This is a genomic window from Sphaerisporangium sp. NPDC049002, assembly GCF_040649355.1.
Lineage (GTDB): Bacteria > Actinomycetota > Actinomycetes > Streptosporangiales > Streptosporangiaceae > Sphaerisporangium.
Genome location: NZ_JBEZFH010000011.1, coordinates 43,013 through 63,949 on the forward strand (window position 1 = coordinate 43,013; position 20,937 = coordinate 63,949).

A 20,937-nucleotide genomic window follows, 5' to 3' on the forward strand; every position below is an offset into this window, starting at 1 on the left:
AAGGGAATTAAATGAGGCGAATGATCACCACCGCGGCGGTCGCTCTGACCGCGGTGTTCACCCTAGGCGCGTGTGGTGGCGGGGACCCGCTCGACACGACCAGCAGCGTCAGCGCGGCCCCCAGCGCGTCCGGTTCCGGTGGCGGCTCCAAGGTCGTCATCGGTTCCGCCAACTTCCCCGAGAACGTCCTGCTCGCCTCGATCTACTCCCAGGCCCTCACGGCCAAGGGCGTGCAGGTGGAGGAGAAGTTCAACATCGGCAGCCGTGAGGTCTACTACGACCAGATCAAGACCGGCGCGCTGACCGTGCTTCCCGAGTACAACGGCGGCCTGCTCAGCTTCATCGACCCCAAGAGCACCGCGGCCAGCACCGATGACGTCAACACCGAGCTCAAGTCGAAGCTCCCCGCCGAGCTGGAGCTCCTCGACTCCTCGACCGCCCAGGACAACGACTCATTGACGGTCTCCAAGGAGACCGCCACGAAGAACAACCTGACGACCATCGAGGACCTGGCCAAGGTCGCCAAGGACTTCGTCGTGGGCGGCCCGCCCGAGTTCAAGAAGCGCCGCGAGGCCCAGTTCAAGGACGTGTACGGTCTCACGTTCAAGGAGTGGAAGCCGACCGACGCGACCACGGCCGACGCGCTCAAGAGCGGCACGATCCAGGTCGGCAACGTCTTCACCACCGACCCCAAGCTGCTGATCAACGGTCTTGTGTCGCTCCAGGACCCGAAGAACGTCTTCAGCGCCCAGAACGTCACGCCGCTGATCAACAAGGCCGGCGCCGACGACACCGTGCGCACGACCCTGAACGCCATCTCCGCCAAGCTCGACACGAACGCGCTGGTCGACCTGATGAAGCGCGTCGCCGTCGACAAGGACGACCCGCCCGCGGTCGCCAAGGACTGGCTCACCCAGAACGGTCTCGTCTGACCTCGCCGAGGCCCGCCACGACGCGAGCCGGGGCCCGCACCGTGAAGGTGCGGACCCCGGCTTTCTGTTCAGTAGAGGCGGTTCATCAGTAGAGGCGGTTCTCAGGCACGGGCAGGTTCTGCTGCTGCGGGCCGTGCCACTTGACCTTGTCCTTCGCCAGGTCGAGCAGCAGGGAGCCGAGGGCGAGCGGGAACTGCACCTTGCTCTTGCTGAGGTCGATGGTGACGTTCGCGCCTGTGGCCCTCTCGCCGCTGTAGGTCGAGTCGGTTCCGGCGATCACGAAGCCCAGGCGGTGACCCTTCTTGAAGACGTAGTCCTGCGGCAGGGTCTCCCACTTGACCGTGCCGTACTCACCCGGGGTCATCGGTGAGGACGTACTGAGCGAGTCGCGGTTCTGCACGTCGATCCAGCCGCGTGCCACGATCTCCAGCGGGCGGGTGGCGAGGTTGTTGACGACCTTCCTGTAGCAGCCGTCGTCGGAGGCCGTGCTCTCGCCGTGGCAGGTCTCCTCGGTCAGGGTCGTCACACCCTGCCCTCGGCGCCAGTCGATCCGGGTGTCCTCGCCGAAGTCGACGATGAGCGCGGTCAGGTTCGACGTGGGCTTGTCGAGGGCGACGCGCAGGTCCACGACGGGCGTACCGGACAGGCGCAGGTCCACCGGCAGCGCACCGGTGGTGTACGCCACCCGTCCCGGCTTGTCGGTGCCGACGTCGGCCACCATCGCGTCCTCGGACTGGCGGACGTCGGTGAACGTGGCCGTCGTGTTCTTCTTGGCGGGGAGCAGCCCGAGCGAGCCGTCCGCCGCGGGGTGGAGGGGGATCTTCACGGCGAGCGGCGCGGGCCAGTCGGGCTGGGTGATCCAGCCGGTCGGGGTGGTCTGCACGTCGGCGCGGGGCTCGCGCATGATGCCGTTCTGCACGCCGAGCAACCAGAAGTCGAACCAGCGGTGCAGCGTGTCGACCCACAGGTCGCGGCGTCCGTCGAAGTCGAAGGGATCCACGTGCTGGTACTGCCCGACCCAGATCTTCCGGGGCACCTTCCTGTCGGCCAGGGCCTGCCACCACTTGGAGAAGTTGTCCGGCTTGACGTTCAGGTCGTTGACCGTGTGCACGGCGAAGACGCTGGCGTGCACCTTGGAGGCGTCGGCCAGCGAGCCGGCGATGTAGTCGCGCTCGGCCCAGAAGGCGACCCGGACCCGGTCCAGGTTCCCGTCGGAGTCGCTGTCGACGCTCGACTCGACGTACACGTGCTCGCGGACGGCGTCGGCGTAGGAGAAGACCGGTTGGGTCCGTCCCTGCGCGATGGTGATGGAGGGGTCGGCACTCGCCTGGGCCGGCGTGGCGACCACCACGACCAGGGCGAGGGAGGCAAGGACTGCTCGTAGCTGGGGCACTCGAAGTCTCCTGGGGGTGTGGGGAAACACCCACAATCTCCACGAGTGTCCATAAAGCCAGCAAGATCCCTTTATGCGTTCGACATCACCTTGGTCCTGGTATGTGATATATCATTCGCCTGCCCGCGAGCTGCCGTGGTGCCTTCTTCACGGTGATGGGGACCTGTCGCCTTGCGCGATTCAGGTTGAAAACGGGCGGTGTTAGCCTGGCTGTCGAAGCCCCTCGACGATCACCGCCTGCCCTCCCACCCTGGACGCGTTCACAATGAATCGCATTCGCGCCACCACGATGGCCGCGGCCATGACCGTCCTGACCCTCGCCGGGTGCTCCCCGACGCCGGGCGAACAACCCCCGGCACCGCCGACGTCGAGCGGTGAAACTCCCGCACCCGCGACATCGAGCGGGGAAAGCCCCGCACCCGCGACATCGAGCGGGGGGACCCCGGGGCCGGTGACATCGAGCGGGGAAAGCCCCGCATCTGAGGGCGGGGAAAGCCCGCGACCCGCGACCGGTCGCCAGATGGTCGCGCTGTGGAACACCTACGGCGGGTTCGCCGGGAACCGAATGAGTAAGAGCGATCCCCCCGCCCTCGCCGTCTTCGGCGACGGCCTGGTGGTCGCCGACGCCGACCGCGGCCTTTCCCTGAAGGCGAGCGAACTCACCGATCTCCTCCGCGCGCTCCGCGCGGACCTGGCCTCACAACCCGCCACCGCCGACCCGGCCGGGGTGTCCCAGATCGCCGACGCCCGCACTGTCGTGCTGGGCGTCCAGGTCGACGGTGCGATGCATACGGTGACCGCGTACGCCCTCGACGAGACCCGCTCCGATCGCGGCTATGCCGATGGGCTGTACGACGCGCGTGACCTGCTGGGCGCGCTGGCCGACCGGGTGAACCGCGAGGGAAGCCCCTACACGACCGACCGGGTACGCCTGATCGCGCAGCCCCGCCCCGGGCAGACCGGCGAGAAGTGGCCCTCCTCGATTCCGGAGCCGTCCGCCTCGGACGAGGGCGGCTTCGAGAAGATCCTGAAAGGCACCCAGGCGGCGGACGCCCGCCGCGTGTTCACACGCGCGCGGCAAGCCGGAGCCTGGCCCGTCTACCGCGACCACCAGGGCCGCCCCTTCGCCGTCACCTGGCGATACGTACTGCCCTCAGAGTGACACGACCGACGGTGCCCCCGTACGCCGGCATGGTCCACGGCGACCAGGTGAGCCTGGCAGTTTCGTCACCGCCGTTCGAGAGCATCTCGTACGGCGGGCCATTCCTCCTATATGACGCGCCTTCCACGTCGAGCCGTTGATCGCTCCCCCTGTTCGCCTTGATCACCATCACAACGGGCACGCCACGGGCGTGCTGAGACGTTCTTCTGCCGTCTGATCGACCCAACAAGCCTGGTTGTGTCTGACATAATATGGGTATGAAGAAGTTGCGCTTCTACCGGTCGGCACGGAAGCACCGCATCGGGCGGGCGCATGCCCTTCATGTGATCCGGTCTGGACCGCCGGCTATCGTTCCGGCAGCCGACCCGGGCCTAGAGGACCGATGGGTGTGGATCGGCCAGGACGATCGGGGCATCGAACTGGAAGTGATCGGCATCCTCACGGACAAGTACCTAGTGATCATCCATGTGATGCCGACCGCGCTGAGGAGGAAGAAGCCATGACCGAGCACGAGGCAGCCTGGCCACCCGAAGACATCGAACTGGTCCTGGACCACGACTCCGAAATCGACAGTGACCTCGAAGAGATCTACGACAGCAAGGGCAACCGGATCACCGACGAGTACGTTGATGACGCGATCGCTGACGTTCACCGGGCGATCGACGAGGGTCGTGTGCCCGTACCGACCGGTCGTGGCGGGCGTCCGTCACTGACGGGCGAGGGCACGCACTCACCGAAGGTCTCGTTCCGGGTACCCGAGGAATTGCGCGAACGCGCGAAGGCTCGCGCCGAAAAAGAGGGCAAGACGGTCTCCGCGCTGGCTCGAGAAGCCTTCGAGCAGTTCCTCAGGGCAGGTTGACTTTCAGACCTCAGAGCGGCTCGGTCGATGGCGGAAAGGCTATCGACTGAGCTGGCTTTGGAGCCCTCGGCGCATTGACTCCAGCTCTGTGGCGACCTGGTCTACCTCAGTCGGCCGGTGGGCCGTCCAAAATGACTCGCCGAACCAACGATCAAAGACCGCGGCGACGACACTCTGCGGTGATCACTTCGTTTCCTCGTACCAACACGACGAGGTCTTGTATCTCCGAGTCGTGCTCGTCAAGAGGCGCACCGTCCTCCAGCAACCCCTCAGGTCAAACAGATTGATTAGTCGCCGGACTGATTCACACAACGGGTCATCGTCCACCTACTCGTGGCCGCATGCATGCTACGAGAACATCCCCAGCACGTAGCTCCGGACTTTCCGGCATGAGGCTGTTCTGTACGACCCGATCCGCGGCTCCGGAGGCGGGGCGGCGCGCTGGGGTGATCGGTGGTAGGAGTGGGGGCCATGAACGAGTTCACGGAGGCGATGAGGCAGCTCGTCGCGGGGGTGGCCGTGGTCACCGTGCACGATGAGCGCGATGACATCGGCACGACGGTCACCACCTTCTCCTCCCTGTCGGCCGATCCGCCGATGGTCATGCTGAGCCTCATCTCCTCCGGCTACCTCTGTGAAGTACTGCTCCGCCAGGACCTCTGGGCGGCGAGCCTGCTGTCCGGCGGCCAGGCCGTGATCGCCAGCCGGTTCGCCACTCCGGGCCGTCCCAGCGCGCGCCTGCTGCTCGCCGGGACGCCCCACCACCGGGGCGCGCGGACCGAGGCCTTCATCGTGGACGGCGGCGTGGCCGCGCTGGAGGCCGAGACCGCCCGGGTGATCCCGGCCGGAGACCACACCCTCTTCCTCGCCCAGGTCCTCGCCGTCGACTACGTCGACCCCTCGCTCCCGCCCCTCGCACGCATGCGCGGCCGCTACCGTCCGGTCAACTGACGCGCTTCGGAACCGGTGGCTCAGGTCGCTTCCAGCGTCAGAGCGCACATGAGAAGAACCATGGTTTCGGGGCCGGGTGTTAGCTTGGCCGGGGCTCTGCCGTGAGGCGGGCGGGAGCGCGGTGCCGGACGCCGGGCGGTTCGGCTGCGACAGGTGCCGCGGTGGTCTTGGACGAGGTTCCGTGGAGGGCAAGTGGTCACACCCATCACGCGAGGCCAGTGGGACGCGGTGCGCGTGTCTCTCAGGGAAGCCGGTGGCCGGTTCGCCGAGATGGTGGCCTCCGCCCGCGAGCCGCACGCCATGGCGACTCGTGAATGGACCGTCGTGGAGAGCGCCGCCCACGTGGCCTCAATCGCCCGGTGGTACGGATCCATGCTGAGGTTCGACAACGGTCCCCACCCGTTCCCCACCATCAAGGACGCGCTGCTGGCCACCACCGTGGACACCGTCAGCGATGTCAACGACGTGGCTCTGGGGCTCTTCCCTGAGCGGGATCAGCACAGGCTGGCCCATCTGCTGCGGACCTCCATCGACGAGATCCTGCGGGTGACCGAGGGCCTCGACCCGGCGCGGCCGGTCATCTGGCTCGGCGACTCCCGGGTTCCCCTCGCCGGGGTGCTCGCCCATCTGGTGAACGAGCTGCTGGTCCACGGATGGGACATCGCCTCCGTGACGCGGACGCGCTGGGTGATGCCGCCGAGGGAGGCCGCACTCTTCTTCGACCTGTTCCTCGTCGGGATGATCCAGGGGGACGTGGGGCGGCTGCTGGACACGGGCGAGCCTGCCCTCGACCGGCGCATCGCCGTCCGGTTCCACTCCAGGTACACGACCCCCGTGACCCTGGTCCTGCGCGATGGGCGAGTGTCGATCGAACAGCCCGGCCCGGACACCGACGTCCACCTGTACTTCGATCCGGCCGCGCTCAACCTGATGCTGTTCGGCCGGATCGGGCGGACGCGAGCCGTGGTCACCGGCAAGCTGGCCGTGTGGGGCCGCCGCCCGTGGCTGCTGCCGGCGTTCCTCCGTACGGTGCGCCTGCCGACCAACGCGCGACCGCGCTCCGCTGACGAGCCCGTCGGCGCCTAGCGCGGAGGCGGCGACCTGTTTGCTCAGGGTGTCCGAGCCCCTTGATCTCGCTGAATCTGGATACCGCATCAACATCACCATCCGCTCCCTCGCCGGCTCACACCGCCGACCGGCGGAGCCCGCAGGGTTGTGATCGAGTCCGCCGTCAGCCGCCGAACCAGCCAGGGATGTCCAGGCGGAAGAAGTCGGGTGGGGTCACAAGGCGGAGGTCGGATTCGAGGGCGCGGAGGCGGTCCTCGCCGAGGGTCTCGGCCCAGCCGGCCCGGAGCTCGTCGAAGATGCGGGCTGATCGGAGGAGACTGTCGACGCCGCGCTCGGTGAGCCGTACGACCTTGCGCCGGGCGTCGTTCGGGTCGGTGCCGCGCTCGACGTAGCCGATGCGTTCGAGCGCGTCGATCGTCTTGCCCGCCGCCTGCTTGGAGACTCCGAGCCTGCGCCCCAGGTCCGCCGCCGTCATGCCACGCGTGCCGATGGCCTGCATGACGAACCCGTGCATCGGCCGCACGTCGGGGTGGCCCTGGCGCGCGAGTTCGGCATGCAACTCGTCGATGAGGACGCGGAACCCCAGGAACAGTCGCAGGGGCAGCTCGAACCCGGGAGGCGCGGGCGGCACCTCGGCCCGGGGAGGGGCGGGTGGCACCTCGGCCCGGGGGGAGGGCGACGTCTCGGCCTCCGAGGGAGCTTCGACCTTGCCGCCGGTGAGGGCCGTGGCCGATCCGGCGCGCGGGGGCTCAGTTGACACGATGGACAACCTCGTTCACTATATAGACAACCACATTGTCCATTGTAGGAGATGTTCGCGATGCCCATCATCCGCAACGCCGAAAGCCGCGTAACCGAGACCCCCAACGCCGTCATGACCACGTTCGCCTCGCCCACGCAGGGAGGGGCGGGCCTGTCCGTATGGCGCGTGGACATGCGTTCCGGTCAGACGGGCCCCCTCCACGCCTTCGACACCGAGCAGGTGTGGACGTTCCTGTCCGGAGCCACGACCGTCGTGCTCGACGGAGAGAAGCTGGACATGGAGCCGGGGGACACCCTGGTCATACCCGCCGACGTGCGCCGCCAGGTCTTCGCGGGCGAGGACGGCATGACCGCGATCGTCGCCGCGCCGGCCGGCAGCCGGGCGTACACCCCCGACGGTCCCATCGACGTCGCACCCGCGTGCGCCCTGCCCGACGGCGACAAGCTCGTGCCCGCCTGGGTGGCGTGACAAGCATCCAGGAACCACCCGTACGCCGGTCACCCGCCGCAACCGGCGCCGACTTCACAGCCCCTCACCCCGCCGTACCGGCGCCGGTTCTTGGCAGCACCGGTGGCGGATGGGGTGGGCGGGCACCGTCCTAGGCAGGCGCGGCGGGCCTGGTCAGTGGGTTGGCCGTTGGCGGAGGGGCGGGCGTCGTCTCAGGGGGGCGGCGCGGTAGGTCAGTGGATCGACCACCAGCCGGGGAGGATCAGGGGGCCGTACGCCGGGAGTCCTAGTTGGGTGGCCAGGTGGGTGAGGGGGCCCCAGGCTTCCAGGCGGATCTGGCTCAGGGCGGCGGCCTTGTCGTCGCTTGAGTCCGGCGGGCGGAGCCGCTCCAGGGGGTGCATGCGCGGATACGAGCGCACCGGGGCGTCCTTGGGCAGGTTGACCCTGCTGCGGGCCAGCGCCAGAGCGTCCTCCAGGCCGCCCAGCTCGTCGACCAGGCCACCGGCGAAGGCGTCGGCACCCGTCCAGACACGGCCGCGCGCCAGTTCGTGAGCGCGGTCGCGGTCGATGCCACGGCCCTGGGCGACCTTGCCAACGAAGTCGTCGTAGATGCGGTCGAGCCAGGCGTTGACCCGCTCCCACTGCGGCTCGGAGTAGGCCCGGCTCGGGGAGAACATCCCCGAGTTGACGCCCACGTCGACCGACTCGGAGGTGACGCCGATGCGGCCGAGCAGCTCGCCCACCGCCGGCTTGCCGCCGAACACGCCGATCGAGCCGGTCAGCGTGCCGGGCTGGGCGACGATGACGTCGGCGGCCATGGAGACGAAGTATCCGCCCGACGCGGCGAGGTCGCCCATCGAGATGATCACCGGCTTGCCTGACCTGCGGGCGAGCACGACCTCACGCCAGACGGCGTCCGAGGCGACGTACGACCCGCCGGGGCTGTCGACGCGGAACACGATCGCCTTGACGTTGTCGTCGCGGCGGGCGGCACGGAAGGCCGCGCAGATCGTGTCGGACCCCATGGCGCCCCCGCCGCCGAGCGGGCTGCGACCGCTGCGGCCGAGGCGGATCATGCCGTTGCCGTGGATGAGCGCGATGACCCGCTCGCCCGGATGCGGGAGCTTCCTGGTGAGGGCGCCCTTGGCGTACCGCGAGACGAACAGCAGCAGGTCGCCCTCGTCGCGGACCTCGTCGTACACCTCGTCGCGGTAGGCGAGCTTGTCGACCAGCCCGGCGGAAAGCGCCTCCGGCCCGATGAACGGCCCCTGGTCGATGAGCTCGCGCACGCGCTCGGGAGGCAGGCCGCGCCCGTCGGCGATGCCGGACACGATCTGCTCGATGACGGACTCGGCGATGCGGGCGGCCGACTCGCGGTGCGCCTCGGTCATGTGATCTTGGGTGAACATGTTGGCCGCGGTCTTGTACTCGTGCCGCTGGCCGATCTGGTAGTCGACACCGATCTTCGAGAGCGCGTTCTTCACGAAACGCTGCTCCATCGAGATGCCGGTGAGCCCGACGTCGCCCGACGGTTGCAGGTAGATCTTCTCGAAGGCGCTGGCCAGGTAGTACGGCACGGTGCCCGCGCCGAACTCGCCGAACGTCTCGGCGTAGGCCACCGTCAGCTTGCCGGCGGCCCGGAGCTGGACGACGGCGGTGCGCAGCTCCTGCACCATGGCCAGCCCCATGGGCCGTCCGCCGAGCTTGACGACGAGGCCCTTGACCCGGGGATCCCTGCGTGCACGGCGCAGCCCCTCCAGCACGTCGGCGAGCCGGGTCCTGCGCATGGCGAGGACGGCGCTGAGCGGATCGGACGGCGGGCCCTCCGTGAGCCCCTCGGTCAGATCCAACTCCAGAACCAGGGGGGCGGTGCGCCGCTGCCGGAACCGGTCCACCGTGTCCAAGATCGCTTTCGTCGCGTCCATAGCGACACCCTAGGCGACGTTCCGGCCCAACAGGCGCGTGCTTCCGCGTCTGGTCGCGCCGTCTTGCGCCGGCGTCAGTGCACCGAGGTCCCGGGAGCCCATCGGTGCACTGGCGTCACGGAGATTCAAGTACGGGCCGCGGCTCGTCGGCGGGGAGCGCGCTGAACGGGACGGCCTGTGCCTCCGTGGCTTCGGATGTGGTCTCCGTCAGGGGAGGGCCGGAGTAGCGGAGCCAGAGGGCGCCGAGGGGTGGGACCCGGAGACGGGTGGAGTACGGCAGGCCGTGCCAGGGCTCCTCGACGGCGTCCACGGAGCCGAGGTTGCCCACCCCGCTGCCGTAGTAGTTGTAGGCGTCGGTGTTGATCACCTCGTCCCAGCGGCCCCCGGCGGGCAGGCCGATCACGTAGTCCTCGTGCGGCTGCCCCGAGAAGTTCGCCACGCAGGCCACCATCGACCCGTCGTCGCCGTGACGCAGGAAGGAGAAGACGTTCCCCGAGGCGTCGTCGGCGTCGATCCACTGGAAGCCCCTCGGCGAGTGGTCCTGCGAGTGCAACGCGGGCGTCTCGGTGTACACGCGGTTGAGGTCGCGGACCAACTGCTGCATGCCCTGGTGGGGCTCGAAGTCGAGCAGCCACCAGTCGAGGCCGCGCTCCTCGGACCACTCGGAGCCCTGGGCGAACTCGCCGCCCATGAACAGCAGCTTCTTGCCGGGATGCGCCCACATGAACGCGAACAGGGCCCGCAGGTTGGCGAAGCGCTGCCACTCGTCGCCGGGCATCTTGCCGAGCAGCGAGCCCTTGCCGTGCACCACCTCGTCATGGGAGAGGGGCAGCACGAAGTTCTCCGAGTACGCGTACATCAGCGAGAACGTCATCTGGTGATGGTGGTACTGGCGGAACACCGGCTCGTGGTGGAGGTAGGCCAGGGTGTCGTGCATCCAGCCCATGTTCCACTTGAAGCCGAACCCGAGCCCGCCCAGGTGTACGGGCCGGGAGACGCCGGGCCACGCGGTCGACTCCTCGGCGATCGTGACGATGCCGGGCGCCTCGCGGTAGGCCACGGAGTTCATCTCCTTGAGGAACTCCACGGCGTCCAGGTTCTCGCGCCCGCCGTAGACGTTGGGCGTCCACTCGCCGTGGCGACGGGAGTAGTCCAGGTACAGCATCGAGGCCACCGCGTCCACGCGCAGGCCGTCGATGTGGAACTCCTTGAGCCAGTAGACCGCGTTCGCGACCAGGAAGTTGCGGACCTCCCGGCGGCCGAAGTCGAAGATGTACGTCCCCCATTCGGGGTGTTCGCCGCGCCTCGGGTCGGCGTGCTCGTACAGGGGCGTGCCGTCGAACCGGGCCAGCGCCCACGCGTCCATGGGGAAGTGGGCGGGCACCCAGTCGAGAAGCACGCCGATGCCGGCCTCGTGCAGCTTGTCGACGAGGTGGCGGAACTCGTCGGGGCTGCCGAAACGCGAGGTGGGTGCGTAGTAGGAGGTGACCTGGTAGCCCCAGGAGCCGCCGAACGGGTGCTCGGCCACCGGCAGGAACTCCACGTGCGTGAAGCCCATGTCCTTGACGTAGTCGACGAGCTGGGTCGCCAGCTCCTTGTAGGTCAGGCCGGGACGCCACGAGCCGAGGTGTACCTCGTAGGCGCTCATCGGCGCCCCCATCGCGTTCGTCTCGGCGCGCCGGCGCATCCACTCGTCGTCCTGCCACGTGTACGCGGACCCGTCGACGATCGACGCGGTCGCCGGCGGACGCTCGGTGCGCCGGGCCATCGGGTCGGCCTTGGACCGCCAGACGGCGTCGGCGCCCAGGATCGAGAACTTGTAGTGCTCGCCCACCCCGACACCCGGGATGAACACCTCCCACACCCCGGACCGGCCGAGGGACCGCATCGGATGGCCCGAGCCGTTCCAGTGGTTGAAGCCGCCCTCCACGCGGACGCCGAGCGCGTTCGGCGCCCAGACGGCGAAGGCCGTGCCGTCCTCGTCGTCGTGCCGCATGACCCGGGCCCCGAGCACCTCCCACAGGCGCTCGTGGCGGCCCTCGCCGATCAGGTGCAGGTCGACCTCGCCCAGGGTGGGCCAGTGCCGGTACGGATCACCCGTCTCGTACGTCTCGGCGCCCGGGTAGGTCACCCGCAGCCGGTAGGCGGGGATCTTGTCCACGCCGGGCAGCGTCACGCCGAAGACGCCGTGGGCCTCGTGGGGCATTTCGTGGGTGCTGTCCTCCAGCACCAGCTCGACTCTCTCGGCGAGTGGCTTGAGCGCCCGTACGGTCAGACCGTCGGGGGAAAGGTGCGCGCCCAGGATCGAGTGTGGATCGTGGTGCGCGCCGCCGGCCAGCCGGTTCAGGTCCAGGTCCGCGTTCATCAGATCGCTCACCGCTCCTCGGCACCGTGATTGCTTTTATGAGCTAACCCTGCCCCACATCGCGGGGCCAACCCATGTTGTTGCCCGGATCACACCATGGGGACGGCAAACGTGCACCTCGCGGGGTCACGGATGGCTGCGTCCGCCCACTTCAGGCGGTATCACCACTTCAGCACGTGGACGCTGCCCTCGGGCATGCCGACGATGATCCGGCCGATGTCGAGCTGCTCGCCGCCCGGGAACCACACGAAGAGCTGGAGGCAACGGCGGGTCTCGCAGCCGTGCCGCCGGAAGACCAGGGAACGTACGCGCAGGTCGGCGGCGGACGCCGGCGGCCTGCCCGCCGCCCTGGCGTACGCGTCGCGCACCCTCTGGCCGAGCACGGGATCGGCGAGCAGCAACTCGGCGGCTCGGGCCTCCTCCCACCTGGTGGGGGCGGGTGACGTGGCGGGATCGCCGGGGGTGGTGCTCGGGGAGGGCAGGCCCCGGGTCTCGTCCTCGCGCCGCCGGGCACGGGTCTCGTCCCGGTGGCGGGTGCCGGGATCATCCTTGTACGCGGTGTCGTGCCCGGCGCCGGCGGGTGGCGCGGGGGTCTCGTGCCGCCCCGGCCAGACCAGCGCCACCGTCATGACCGCGCCCATCACCGCGGACAGGGTGGCGCCCGCCGCCGCGAGCGTGACCGCGAGCCGCCTTCGATCCATCGACCACCGCCTTCACGCCAGGTACCCATCTGGCTACGGATCGTATCGAAGGATGAAGGCGGTGCGGTCACCGCACGGCGTGGGTGAAGGCCGCGAGCGGGATGGGGAGCCAGGCCGGGCGGTTGCGGGCCTCGTAGACCACCTCGTAGGCGGCCTTGCTCAGCTCCAGCGCGCGCAGCAGCACGGCGTCGTCGCCGCGGATCCGGCCGCCGCCCGCCGAGTACCCCGCGATGAAGGCCGCGCGGTTGCGCTCGGACCATTCGGCGGCCCGGAGCTCCAGGGACTCGGCGTCCGGGTGGTCGGACAGCAGGTGACGCGCCGCGTAGTCGAAAGACCGGAGCATGCCCGCGACGTCCCTGACCGGGGAGTCCAGGGCCCTGCGTTCGCTCAGCGGCTGGCCGGGCTCGCCCTCGAAGTCCAGGACCACCCACTCGCCGGGCGTGCGCATGACCTGGCCCAGGTGGTAGTCGCCGTGGACGCGCTGGACCATGATCGGCCGGTCGATGTCGGCCAGTAGGTCGAACGCCTCGTGGGCGACCCGCGCGTGGGCGGCGAGCTCGGGCACCTCGGCGATGGCGGCCTCCAGGCGGCGCCTGAACCCCTCGGCCATCCGCTTGACCTCGGGGGCCTCCACCACACTCGTGGGGAACGCCGCGGCCAGCTCCTTGTGCAGGTGGGCGGTGGCCATGCCGAGGCGGTGCGACTCGGCGGCGAAGTCCCCTCCCGCGTCGCCCGCCTTGGTGCCGGGGAGCGAGCCGTACAGGTCGCGCACGCTGGTGAGCGCGAGGGCCCAGCCGTCGCTGGCGGTGGGAAGGAACTCCTGGGTGAACGCGAGCGTGGTGTTCTGGCCGTCGACGTCGGCCTCGATCCAGCCGTACGGTCTGGCGATGTTGGGGGAGCCGCGCTCCGCGAGCGCGGACACCACTTCCAGCTCCGGGTTCACGCCGGGGACGAGCTTGCGGAACAGCTTGCAGATGTAGGCGTCGCCGAACACCAGCGAGGTGTTCGACTGCTCGCCGCCGAGCACGAGGCTCCGGGGCGAGGTGTCGATCTCGGTGCCCGGCATGTGGCGGAAGCGGAGCGCGCCGAGGTCGGCGTCCGCGGCGATCGCCGTGAGCAGGACGCCGGTGACCTCCGCGTCATGGACGGCGTCGTAGGCGAAGCCTTCCGCGGTCTCGCCGATCGCGACGTGCTTCAGCCGCTGGGGAAGCTCCGGGCGGAAGCCCACAAGTAGCTGGTAGCGGTCGGTGTGCGTGTCCTGCCTCACGGTGATGACCAGATGGCGCAGGCAGACTCGATCGCCGGCCGAAGGCCTCGCCGAGTCTTCCGTGGTCCTGGAGGAACCCGCCACATCGCTGTGGAAGGATTCTGCAGGACCACGAAGGGGTAGCGGGGTGGCGGCCTCGACGGCCAGGTCGGTGATCGCGCGGCCCTTGCCGGCGAACCACCGCTGATGGGTGATCCAGCCGGCAAGTAGCTCTTCGAGAGTATGTGTCACGTCTCCTCGGCTGCTGCGCTCGTGGGCGGAAGGGTGAACCAATAGAACCCATGCCCAGGAAGCGTCAAAAGATACGGAAGCTCGCCGATCGGTGGAAATGGAACCCCACCGGTGCACTCCACGGGCGTGACGCTCTCGAACCTGCGCAGGTCCAGCTCCACCGGCTGGGGGAAGCGGGACAGGTTGTTGACGCACAGGACCCTGTCGTCGCCGAGCTCGCGGACGAACGCGAGGACGCTCGGGTTGGAGGAGTTGAGCTCGGTGAACTCGCCCAGCCCGAAGACGGGGTGCCGCTTCCTGATCTCGATCATCTTCTTGGTGAAGTGAAGGAGTGAGCCCGGATTCTTCTGCTGCGCCTCCACGTTGAGCGCCTGGTACCCGTAGATCGGGTCCATGATCACCGGGAGGTAGAGGCGGCCGGGGTCGCAGTCGGAGAAGCCCGCGTTGCGGTCGGGCGTCCACTGCATCGGCGTGCGGACGCCGTCGCGGTCACCCAGCCAGATGTTGTCGCCCATGCCGATCTCGTCGCCGTAGTAGAGCACGGGGCTCCCCGGCAGGCTCATGAGGAGGGCGGTGAACAGCTCGATCTGGTTGCGGTCGTTCTCCAGGAGCGGGGCCAGGCGGCGGCGGATGCCGACGTTGGCCCGCATGCGCGGGTCCTTGGCGTACTCGGTGTACATGTAGTCGCGCTCTTCGTCGGTCACCATCTCGAGCGTGAGCTCGTCGTGGTTGCGCAGGAAGATGCCCCACTGGCAGTTCTCGGGGATCTTCGGCGTCTGGGCCATGATCTCCGAGATCGGGTAGCGGGTCTCACGGCGCACGGCCATGAAGATGCGCGGCATCAGCGGGAAGTGGAAGGCCATGTGGCATTCGTCCCCGCCGGTCACCGGGTCGCCGAAGTACTCGACGACGTCGGCCGGCCACTGGTTGGCCTCGGCGAGCAGCACGCGGTCGGGGTAGAGGCGGTCGACCTCGCTCCTTACCCGCTTGAGGTACTCGTGGGTCTGCGGGAGGTTCTCGCAGTTGGTCCCCTCCTGCTCGAACAGGTAAGGGATGGCGTCCATCCGGAACCCGTCGATGCCGAGGTCCAGCCAGAAGCGCAGGACCTCCAGCATGGCCTCCTGGACGTCCGGGTTCTCGTAGTTGAGGTCCGGCTGGTGGTGGAAGAACCGGTGCCAGTAGTACTGCCCGCGGACCGGGTCGTACGTCCAGTTGGACGTCTCGGTGTCGATGAAGATGATCCGCGCGTCGTTGTACTGCTCGCCGTCGTCCGACCAGACGTAGAAGTCCCCGAACGGCCCGGTGGGGTCGTGCCGGGAGGCCTGGAACCACGGATGCTGGTCGCTGGTGTGGTTCATGACCAGGTCCGCGATAACCCGCATGCCGCGTTTGTGCGCTTCGTCGACGAGCTTGACGAAATCCCCGAGATCCCCGAAGTCCGGGAGAATCTTCATAAAGTCGGAAATATCGTATCCGCCGTCTTTAAGCGGGGACTCGTAGAGTGGCAGAAGCCACAGACAGTCGACGCCGAGCCACTGGAGATAATCCAGCTTGTTGATGAGGCCGCGGATGTCTCCGGTACCGTCCCCGTTCGAATCCGCGAATCCTCGGATGAGGACTTCGTAGAAAACGGCGCGTTTGTACCAGTGTGGATCGCGCGGCTTTTCGTGTGTGAAGGTGTTCGGGACGGGCTGAGGCGTCAAGCTCACCTGTGGACTCCCCGCTGTGCTCATGCTCGCTTTTCCGCCGCTGTCGCCATGTGCCTACACCTGGCTGGTCGGCGTCGCTCGCAGTGTGAGGACGTGTGCTGGATTGATGTGCGGATCGAGGCGCACGTAGTTGGCCTGCCGCCAGTGGAACGAGTCGCCCGAGAGCTCATCGTCCACGACGAATTCGGCGCCCCAATCGAGGCCGAGGCCGGGCATGTCCAGCCTGACCGTCGCCTCGTGCGTGTTGTGCGGATCGAGATTGACGACGACCAGAACGACATCGCCTAGGCCGTGCCGTCGTGTGGACGGGTCGTAGGCGCCGGGCAGCCGCTTTGAGAAGCAGATCATGTCCGGGTGGTCGACGCTGTGGAAACGTAGGTTACGCAGTTCCTGGACCGCAGGGTGTGCTCTTCGGAACAAATTAAGTTGGGTGATGAAGGGCGCCAGGCTCCGGCCCTCGCGTTCCGCGGCGGCCCAGTCACGTGGTCTGAGCTCGAATTTCTCGCTGTGGAGATATTCCTCGCTGCCCGGTCGTACCGGGGCGTTCTCGGCGAGCTCGTAGCCCGCGTAGACCCCCCAGGAAGGTGACGCCAACGCCGCCAGCACCGCCCTGATCTTGAACGCCGGCACGCCGCCGTTCTGCAGGTACTCGTGCAGGATATCCGGGGTGTTGACGAAGAAGTTGGGCCGCAGGTAGTACGAGGTCTCGTGCGAGAGCTCGGCCAGGTACCCCTCAAGGTCGGCCTTGGAGTTCTTCCAGGTGAAGTACGTGTACGACTGGTCGAAACCGATCTTGGCCAGGCCACGCAGCATCGGGGGACGGGTGAACGCCTCCGACAGGAACAGCACGTCCGGGTCGGTGGAGTGGATGTCCGCCAGCAGTTTCTCCCAGAACCCGACCGGCTTGGTGTGCGGGTTGTCCACCCGGAAGATCCGGACGCCGTGGTCCATCCAGTGGCGGACGACCCGCCGGACCTCGGTGTAGATGCCCTTCGGGTCCTTGTCGAAGTTCAGGGGGTAGATGTCCTGATACTTCTTCGGCGGGTTCTCCGCGTACGCGATGGAGCCGTCGGCCCTGATCGTGAACCACTCGGGGTGGTCCTTGACCCACGGGTGGTCGGGGGAGCACTGCAGGGCCAGGTCGAGCGCGATCTCCAGGCCCAGCTCACGGGCCCGCCGCACGAAGACGTCGAAGTCCTCGAAGGTGCCCAGATCAGGATGGATCGCGTCGTGCCCGCCGTCCTCGGAGCCGATCGCCCAGGGGGAGCCCACGTCGTACGGCTCGGGGTGCAGGGTGTTGTTGCGTCCCTTGCGGAAGGTCTCGCCGATGGGGTGGATCGGAGGCAGGTAGACGACGTCGAAGCCCATGCCGGCCACGGCCGGCAACCGCTCGGCCGCCGTCCGGAAATTTCCGGACTTGGGGATGGCGCCCTCTTCGAGGACGGCCCCCTCGGACCTGGGGAAGAACTCGTACCAGGAGCCGAACAGGGCCCGCCTCCGGTCGACCCGGATGCGGTACCTCGGCGCCCTGGTCACCAGATCGCGGAGCGGGTGGGAGGCGAGCACGCTCGCGGTCTCGGGGAGCTGCGCCAGGGCCAGCCTGGCCCGGGGATCGAGGTCGTCGTCCCGCAGCCGGTCGGCCACCGCCTGGAGCGCGGCCCGGTGCGTGCAGTTGTCGCAGCCGGTCGGGCGCACGGCCTTCGCGGCGCGCGCGAATATGCGCGCCCCCTCCTCGCACATCAGGTCGGTGTCGATGCCACGGGGGATCTTGATCCCGGCGTCGTGCAGCCAGGTGGCGACAGGGTCGCTCCAGGCTTCGACGCGGAAGTGCCAGTTACCCTCCGTGGGCAGCGTGACCTCCGCGGCCCACCGGTCGGTGCCGGGCTCGACCTCGCGCATGGCCGTGAGCCGCTGGCGCTTGCCGTCGGGATCGACCAGCACGACTCCGGCCGCCACCGCGTCGTGTCCCTCGCGGAACACGGTGGCGCTGATCCTGAAGGTCTCGCCCGCCGCTGCCTTCGCGGGCCACCGCCCGCACTCGACAACAGGGTAAATTTCCTGTATTGGGATTCGTCCGATCATCGCGTCTCAAGGTAGCGGCGACGCACCGGGCGCCGCCGGGAATTGTGAGGGCAAGGAGTGATCTTTGCTTTCAAGTAGGTCCCGGCTTGATGCCGGTGTATGGGTAGGCGCGGTCGTATTCACCCCCGGCGTGACGGATGTCATCTCGGGGGATCGGAGGTGGATCCTGAGGCTCTTACATGGGACTGCCCCCATAGTCCCTCTTCAAGCCTGCCCAAGGGAAGTTAGGGGTGCCCCGGACGGCTTATGTCCCTGAGAGTTGCCATCTGAGGGGGGGAGTCGTTCATGATCAAGTTGAGATCACATTGACCGGTCCGCTTTAGTGATGTTTGAGCATGTAGGGGAGTGGTGAGAGCGAAACGCATGAGATCTGGTAGGCGCACAAGAGTGTTTCGGTCGCGCGTCGTGGCGCTGAGTAACTAGGGTCTGGCCCCGTGAGAGCAATACGCAGGTTCACCGTCCGTACCGTCCTTCCCGTGGAGCTGGCCGCCCTCGGCGAGCTCGTGCAAAATCTGCGCTGGTCCTGGCACCCGGAGACCATGGATCTGTTCGCCGAGGTGGATCCCGACACCTGGGAACGGGTCGGGCACGACCCGGTCGCGTTGCTCGGAGCGGTGCAGGCCGACAGGCTGGCCGAGCTGGCGCGTGATCGAAGGTTCCTCCGCAGGCTCGCCGACGCCGCGGACGACCTGCGGGAATACATGACCGCGCCCCGCTGGTACCAAACCCTGCCCGACGCCCCCGCGGCCATCGGCTACTTCTCGCCCGAGTACGGCATCGCCGCCGCGCTCCCGCAGTACTCCGGAGGACTCGGCATCCTCGCGGGCGACCACTTGAAGGCCGCCAGCGACCTCGGTGTGCCCATCCTCGGCGTGGGGCTGCTCTACCGGCACGGCTACTTCACCCAGTCGCTGTCGGCCGAGGGCTGGCAGCAGGAGCACTACCCGAGCCTCGACCCCGGCGGCCTGCCCCTGAGCCTGCTGAAGGAGGAGGACGGCGCCCCCGCCCGCGTCGCGATCCCCCTGCCCGGCGGGCGCACGCTGCACGCGCAGATCTGGGTGGCCCAGGCGGGCCGGGTCCCGCTGCTGCTGCTCGACTCCGACGTGGCCGAGAACGACAACGCCGCCCGCGACGTCACCGACCGGCTGTACGGCGGCGGCACCGACCACCGGCTCATGCAGGAGCTGCTGCTCGGCATCGGCGGGGTGCGCGCGCTGCGTGCCTACTGCCGTATCACCGGGCACCCCGAGCCCGAGGTCTTCCACACCAACGAGGGCCACGCGGGCTTCCTCGGCCTCGAACGCATCCGCGAGCTGACCGAGCACCGGCTGTCCTTCGAGGAGGCCCTGGAGGCCGTCCGCGCGGGCACGGTGTTCACCACGCACACGCCCGTCCCCGCGGGCATCGACCGGTTCCCCGCCGAGATGATCGAGAAGCAGTTCGGCGGCGACAACGCCTGGCCGACCGTTCCCGTGGAGCGCATCCTCGCGCTCGGAGCCGAGCCCGGCTCCCCAGAGGCCGGGGCCGACGCGGTGTTCAACATGGCCGTCATGGGCATGCGGCTTGCCCAACGGGTCAACGGTGTGTCCGAGCTCCACGGCGAGGTCAGCCGCGAGATGTTCCAGGGGCTCTGGCCGGGGTTCGACCTGGACGACATCCCGATCGGGTCGATCACCAACGGCGTCCACGCCCCCACCTGGGTCGCGCGCGAGGTGATGGAGCTCGCGGGCAAGGAGCTTCCCTCGCTGATCGAGAAGGCCCAGGGCTGGGAAGGGGTGCAGAAGCTCTCCGACGAGGACATCTGGGGCATCCGCGGCAGGCTGCGACGCCAGCTCGTCGACGCCGCACGCGACCGGCTGCGGGCCTCCTGGCGCGCCCGGGGCGCCTCCACGGCCGAGCTGGGCTGGATCGACGAGGCCCTCGACCCCGAGGTGCTGACGATCGGCTTCGCGCGGCGGGTCCCCTCCTACAAGCGGCTCACGCTCATGCTCAAGGACCCCGACCGGCTCAGGGAGCTGCTGCTCGACCCCGAGAAGCCCGTCCAGATCGTGATCGCGGGCAAGGCGCACCCGGCCGACGAGGGCGGCAAGAAGCTCATCCAGCAGATCGTGAAGTTCGCCGACAGCGAGGACGTGCGCCACCGCATCGTCTTCCTGCCCGACTACGACATGAACCTCGGCCAGCTCATGGTCCAGGGCTGTGACGTGTGGATGAACAACCCGCTGCGCCCGCTGGAGGCGTGCGGCACCTCCGGCATGAAGGCCGCGCTCAACGGAGGGCTCAACCTCTCCATCAGGGACGGCTGGTGGGACGAGTGGTACGACGGCAACAACGGCTGGGCCGTCCCAACCGCCGACGGCGTGGAGGACCCCGACCGCCGTGACGATCTGGAGGCGGGCGCGCTGTACGACCTGATCGAGCGAGAGGTCGCCGACCGGTTCTACGACCGCGCCGACGGCACCCATCCCCGGCGCTGGCTCGACATGGTCAAGCACACGCTCAGCTCGCTCGGACCGAAGGTCCTCGCCGGGCGCATGCTCCGCGACTACGTCGTCGACCTGTACGCGCCGGCCGCCGACTCGGCGCGCGATCTGTCCAAGGGCGACCACAGCAAGGCGCGCGAGTTCGCGGCGTGGAAGCTGCGGGTCACCCGCGCCTGGCCCGGCGTCCGGGTGGAGCACATCGAGGCGTCGGGCATCGGGGACACCCCCGAGCTCGGGGCGGCGATGGAGGTGCGCGCGACGATCGCGCTCGGCGAGCTGTCCCCGGACGACGTGAGCGTCCAGGCCGCGTACGGCAAGGTGGGCGGGCACGACGAGCTGATCGGCCCGTCGTACGTCACGCTCCAGGTGGACGCGGTGGGCGACGACGGCAAGGCGACCTACACCGGGGTCGTGCCGCTCGACCGCACGGGCGCGTTCGGGTACACCGTCCGGGTGGTCCCCGCGCACCCGCTGATGTCGTCTCCGGCGGAGCTGGGCCTCATCACGGTGCCCGAGGAGCCCGTCGGGATGACGAACGGGACTCTCCGCTAGGAGCCTTGGAGGGCATAACACCACAAAACGGGCAAGCTATCCCGAAT

Annotated in this window: 16 protein-coding genes; 8 read left to right on the forward strand and 8 right to left on the reverse strand. The window is 68.6% G+C overall.

Annotated features, from left to right (window positions below; translation table 11 throughout):
• Positions 1-20 precede the first annotated feature (20 nt).
• Positions 21-932, forward strand: a complete 912-nt coding sequence (locus tag AB0B89_RS04575; RefSeq protein ID WP_358548053.1) for an ABC transporter substrate-binding protein — start codon at positions 21-23, stop codon at positions 930-932.
• A gap of 85 nt (positions 933-1,017) precedes the next feature.
• On the opposite strand, the gene AB0B89_RS04580 is transcribed toward AB0B89_RS04575, so the two are convergent.
• Positions 1,018-2,325: a CocE/NonD family hydrolase C-terminal non-catalytic domain-containing protein gene (locus tag AB0B89_RS04580; protein WP_358548056.1), complete on the reverse strand. Its 1,308-nt coding sequence runs from the start codon at positions 2,323-2,325 to the stop codon at positions 1,018-1,020.
• 520 nt (positions 2,326-2,845) lie between these two features.
• Here AB0B89_RS04580 and AB0B89_RS04585 point away from each other — a divergent pair.
• The 5 genes from AB0B89_RS04585 to AB0B89_RS04605 all read left to right on the forward strand — a co-directional run bounded on the left by AB0B89_RS04585 (position 2,846) and on the right by AB0B89_RS04605 (position 6,383).
• Complete coding sequence (locus tag AB0B89_RS04585) at positions 2,846-3,487, forward strand: hypothetical protein (protein WP_358548059.1); 642 nt, start codon at positions 2,846-2,848, stop codon at positions 3,485-3,487.
• Between the two features lie 257 nt (positions 3,488-3,744).
• A complete protein-coding gene (locus AB0B89_RS04590; protein ID WP_358548062.1) occupies positions 3,745-3,990 on the forward strand; it encodes a hypothetical protein in 246 nt (81 codons plus the stop codon).
• Entirely contained in the window at positions 3,987-4,346 is a 360-nt protein-coding gene (locus tag AB0B89_RS04595) for a hypothetical protein (protein ID WP_358548065.1), read from the forward strand. The genes AB0B89_RS04590 and AB0B89_RS04595 overlap by 4 nt, the downstream gene beginning before the upstream one ends.
• A 471-nt stretch (positions 4,347-4,817) precedes the next feature.
• The gene (locus AB0B89_RS04600; RefSeq protein WP_358548068.1) at positions 4,818-5,297 is read left to right on the forward strand and encodes a flavin reductase family protein; all 480 of its coding nucleotides are present in this window, start codon (positions 4,818-4,820) and stop codon (positions 5,295-5,297) included.
• Between the two features lie 192 nt (positions 5,298-5,489).
• Entirely contained in the window at positions 5,490-6,383 is an 894-nt protein-coding gene (locus AB0B89_RS04605; protein ID WP_358548071.1) for a maleylpyruvate isomerase N-terminal domain-containing protein, read from the forward strand.
• A gap of 145 nt (positions 6,384-6,528) precedes the next feature.
• On the opposite strand, the gene AB0B89_RS04610 is transcribed toward AB0B89_RS04605, so the two are convergent.
• The gene (locus AB0B89_RS04610) at positions 6,529-7,125 is read right to left on the reverse strand and encodes a MarR family winged helix-turn-helix transcriptional regulator (RefSeq protein ID WP_358548075.1); all 597 of its coding nucleotides are present in this window, start codon (positions 7,123-7,125) and stop codon (positions 6,529-6,531) included.
• A 60-nt stretch (positions 7,126-7,185) separates the two neighbouring features.
• Between AB0B89_RS04610 and AB0B89_RS04615 the strand changes: the two genes are divergently transcribed.
• The gene (locus AB0B89_RS04615) at positions 7,186-7,596 is read left to right on the forward strand and encodes a cupin domain-containing protein (RefSeq protein WP_358548078.1); all 411 of its coding nucleotides are present in this window, start codon (positions 7,186-7,188) and stop codon (positions 7,594-7,596) included.
• 212 nt (positions 7,597-7,808) lie between these two features.
• Here AB0B89_RS04615 and sppA read toward each other — a convergent pair whose 3' ends face one another.
• The 6 genes from sppA to AB0B89_RS04645 form a co-directional block, all read right to left on the reverse strand.
• The gene (gene sppA, locus AB0B89_RS04620; RefSeq protein WP_358548081.1) at positions 7,809-9,500 is read right to left on the reverse strand and encodes a signal peptide peptidase SppA; all 1,692 of its coding nucleotides are present in this window, start codon (positions 9,498-9,500) and stop codon (positions 7,809-7,811) included.
• 115 nt (positions 9,501-9,615) lie between these two features.
• Positions 9,616-11,865 (reverse strand): 1,4-alpha-glucan branching protein GlgB, encoded by a 2,250-nt coding sequence (gene glgB, locus AB0B89_RS04625; RefSeq protein ID WP_358548123.1) that lies wholly within the window; start codon positions 11,863-11,865, stop codon positions 9,616-9,618.
• Between the two features lie 161 nt (positions 11,866-12,026).
• Positions 12,027-12,566 (reverse strand): hypothetical protein, encoded by a 540-nt coding sequence (locus tag AB0B89_RS04630; protein WP_358548084.1) that lies wholly within the window; start codon positions 12,564-12,566, stop codon positions 12,027-12,029.
• A gap of 67 nt (positions 12,567-12,633) precedes the next feature.
• On the reverse strand, positions 12,634-14,064 hold the full coding sequence (locus AB0B89_RS04635; RefSeq protein ID WP_358548087.1) for an aminoglycoside phosphotransferase: 1,431 nt from the start codon (positions 14,062-14,064) through the stop codon (positions 12,634-12,636).
• Positions 14,061-15,797 carry a maltose alpha-D-glucosyltransferase gene (gene treS, locus AB0B89_RS04640; RefSeq protein ID WP_358548089.1) on the reverse strand — a complete coding sequence of 579 codons (1,737 nt, stop codon included), beginning with the start codon at positions 15,795-15,797 and terminating at the stop codon, positions 14,061-14,063. Before treS ends, AB0B89_RS04635 begins: the two co-directional genes overlap by 4 nt.
• Before the next feature lie 30 nt (positions 15,798-15,827).
• Positions 15,828-17,855 carry an alpha-1,4-glucan--maltose-1-phosphate maltosyltransferase gene (locus AB0B89_RS04645; RefSeq protein ID WP_358548091.1) on the reverse strand — a complete coding sequence of 676 codons (2,028 nt, stop codon included), beginning with the start codon at positions 17,853-17,855 and terminating at the stop codon, positions 15,828-15,830.
• 434 nt (positions 17,856-18,289) lie between these two features.
• On the opposite strand from AB0B89_RS04645, the gene glgP reads away from it, so the two are divergent.
• Positions 18,290-20,890, forward strand: coding sequence for an alpha-glucan family phosphorylase (gene glgP, locus AB0B89_RS04650; RefSeq protein WP_358548093.1), 2,601 nt, complete (start codon positions 18,290-18,292; stop codon positions 20,888-20,890).
• The last annotated feature ends 47 nt before the right edge of the window (positions 20,891-20,937 follow it).

Bases quoted from the DNA above. Each gene is read 5' to 3' on its own strand.
- AB0B89_RS04575 (WP_358548053.1), top strand. From the start codon at position 21: ATGATCACCACCGCGGCGGTCGCTCTGACCGCGGTGTTCACCCTAGGC.
- treS (WP_358548089.1), bottom strand. From the start codon at position 15,797: ATGAGCACAGCGGGGAGTCCACAGGTGAGCTTGACGCCTCAGCCCGTC.
- AB0B89_RS04590 (WP_358548062.1), top strand. From the start codon at position 3,745: ATGAAGAAGTTGCGCTTCTACCGGTCGGCACGGAAGCACCGCATCGGG.
- AB0B89_RS04600 (WP_358548068.1), top strand. From the start codon at position 4,818: ATGAACGAGTTCACGGAGGCGATGAGGCAGCTCGTCGCGGGGGTGGCC.
- sppA (WP_358548081.1), bottom strand. From the start codon at position 9,500: ATGGACGCGACGAAAGCGATCTTGGACACGGTGGACCGGTTCCGGCAG.
- AB0B89_RS04585 (WP_358548059.1), top strand. From the start codon at position 2,846: ATGGTCGCGCTGTGGAACACCTACGGCGGGTTCGCCGGGAACCGAATG.
- AB0B89_RS04630 (WP_358548084.1), bottom strand. From the start codon at position 12,566: ATGGATCGAAGGCGGCTCGCGGTCACGCTCGCGGCGGCGGGCGCCACC.
- AB0B89_RS04645 (WP_358548091.1), bottom strand. From the start codon at position 17,855: ATGATCGGACGAATCCCAATACAGGAAATTTACCCTGTTGTCGAGTGC.
- AB0B89_RS04615 (WP_358548078.1), top strand. From the start codon at position 7,186: ATGCCCATCATCCGCAACGCCGAAAGCCGCGTAACCGAGACCCCCAAC.
- AB0B89_RS04595 (WP_358548065.1), top strand. From the start codon at position 3,987: ATGACCGAGCACGAGGCAGCCTGGCCACCCGAAGACATCGAACTGGTC.
- glgB (WP_358548123.1), bottom strand. From the start codon at position 11,865: ATGAACGCGGACCTGGACCTGAACCGGCTGGCCGGCGGCGCGCACCAC.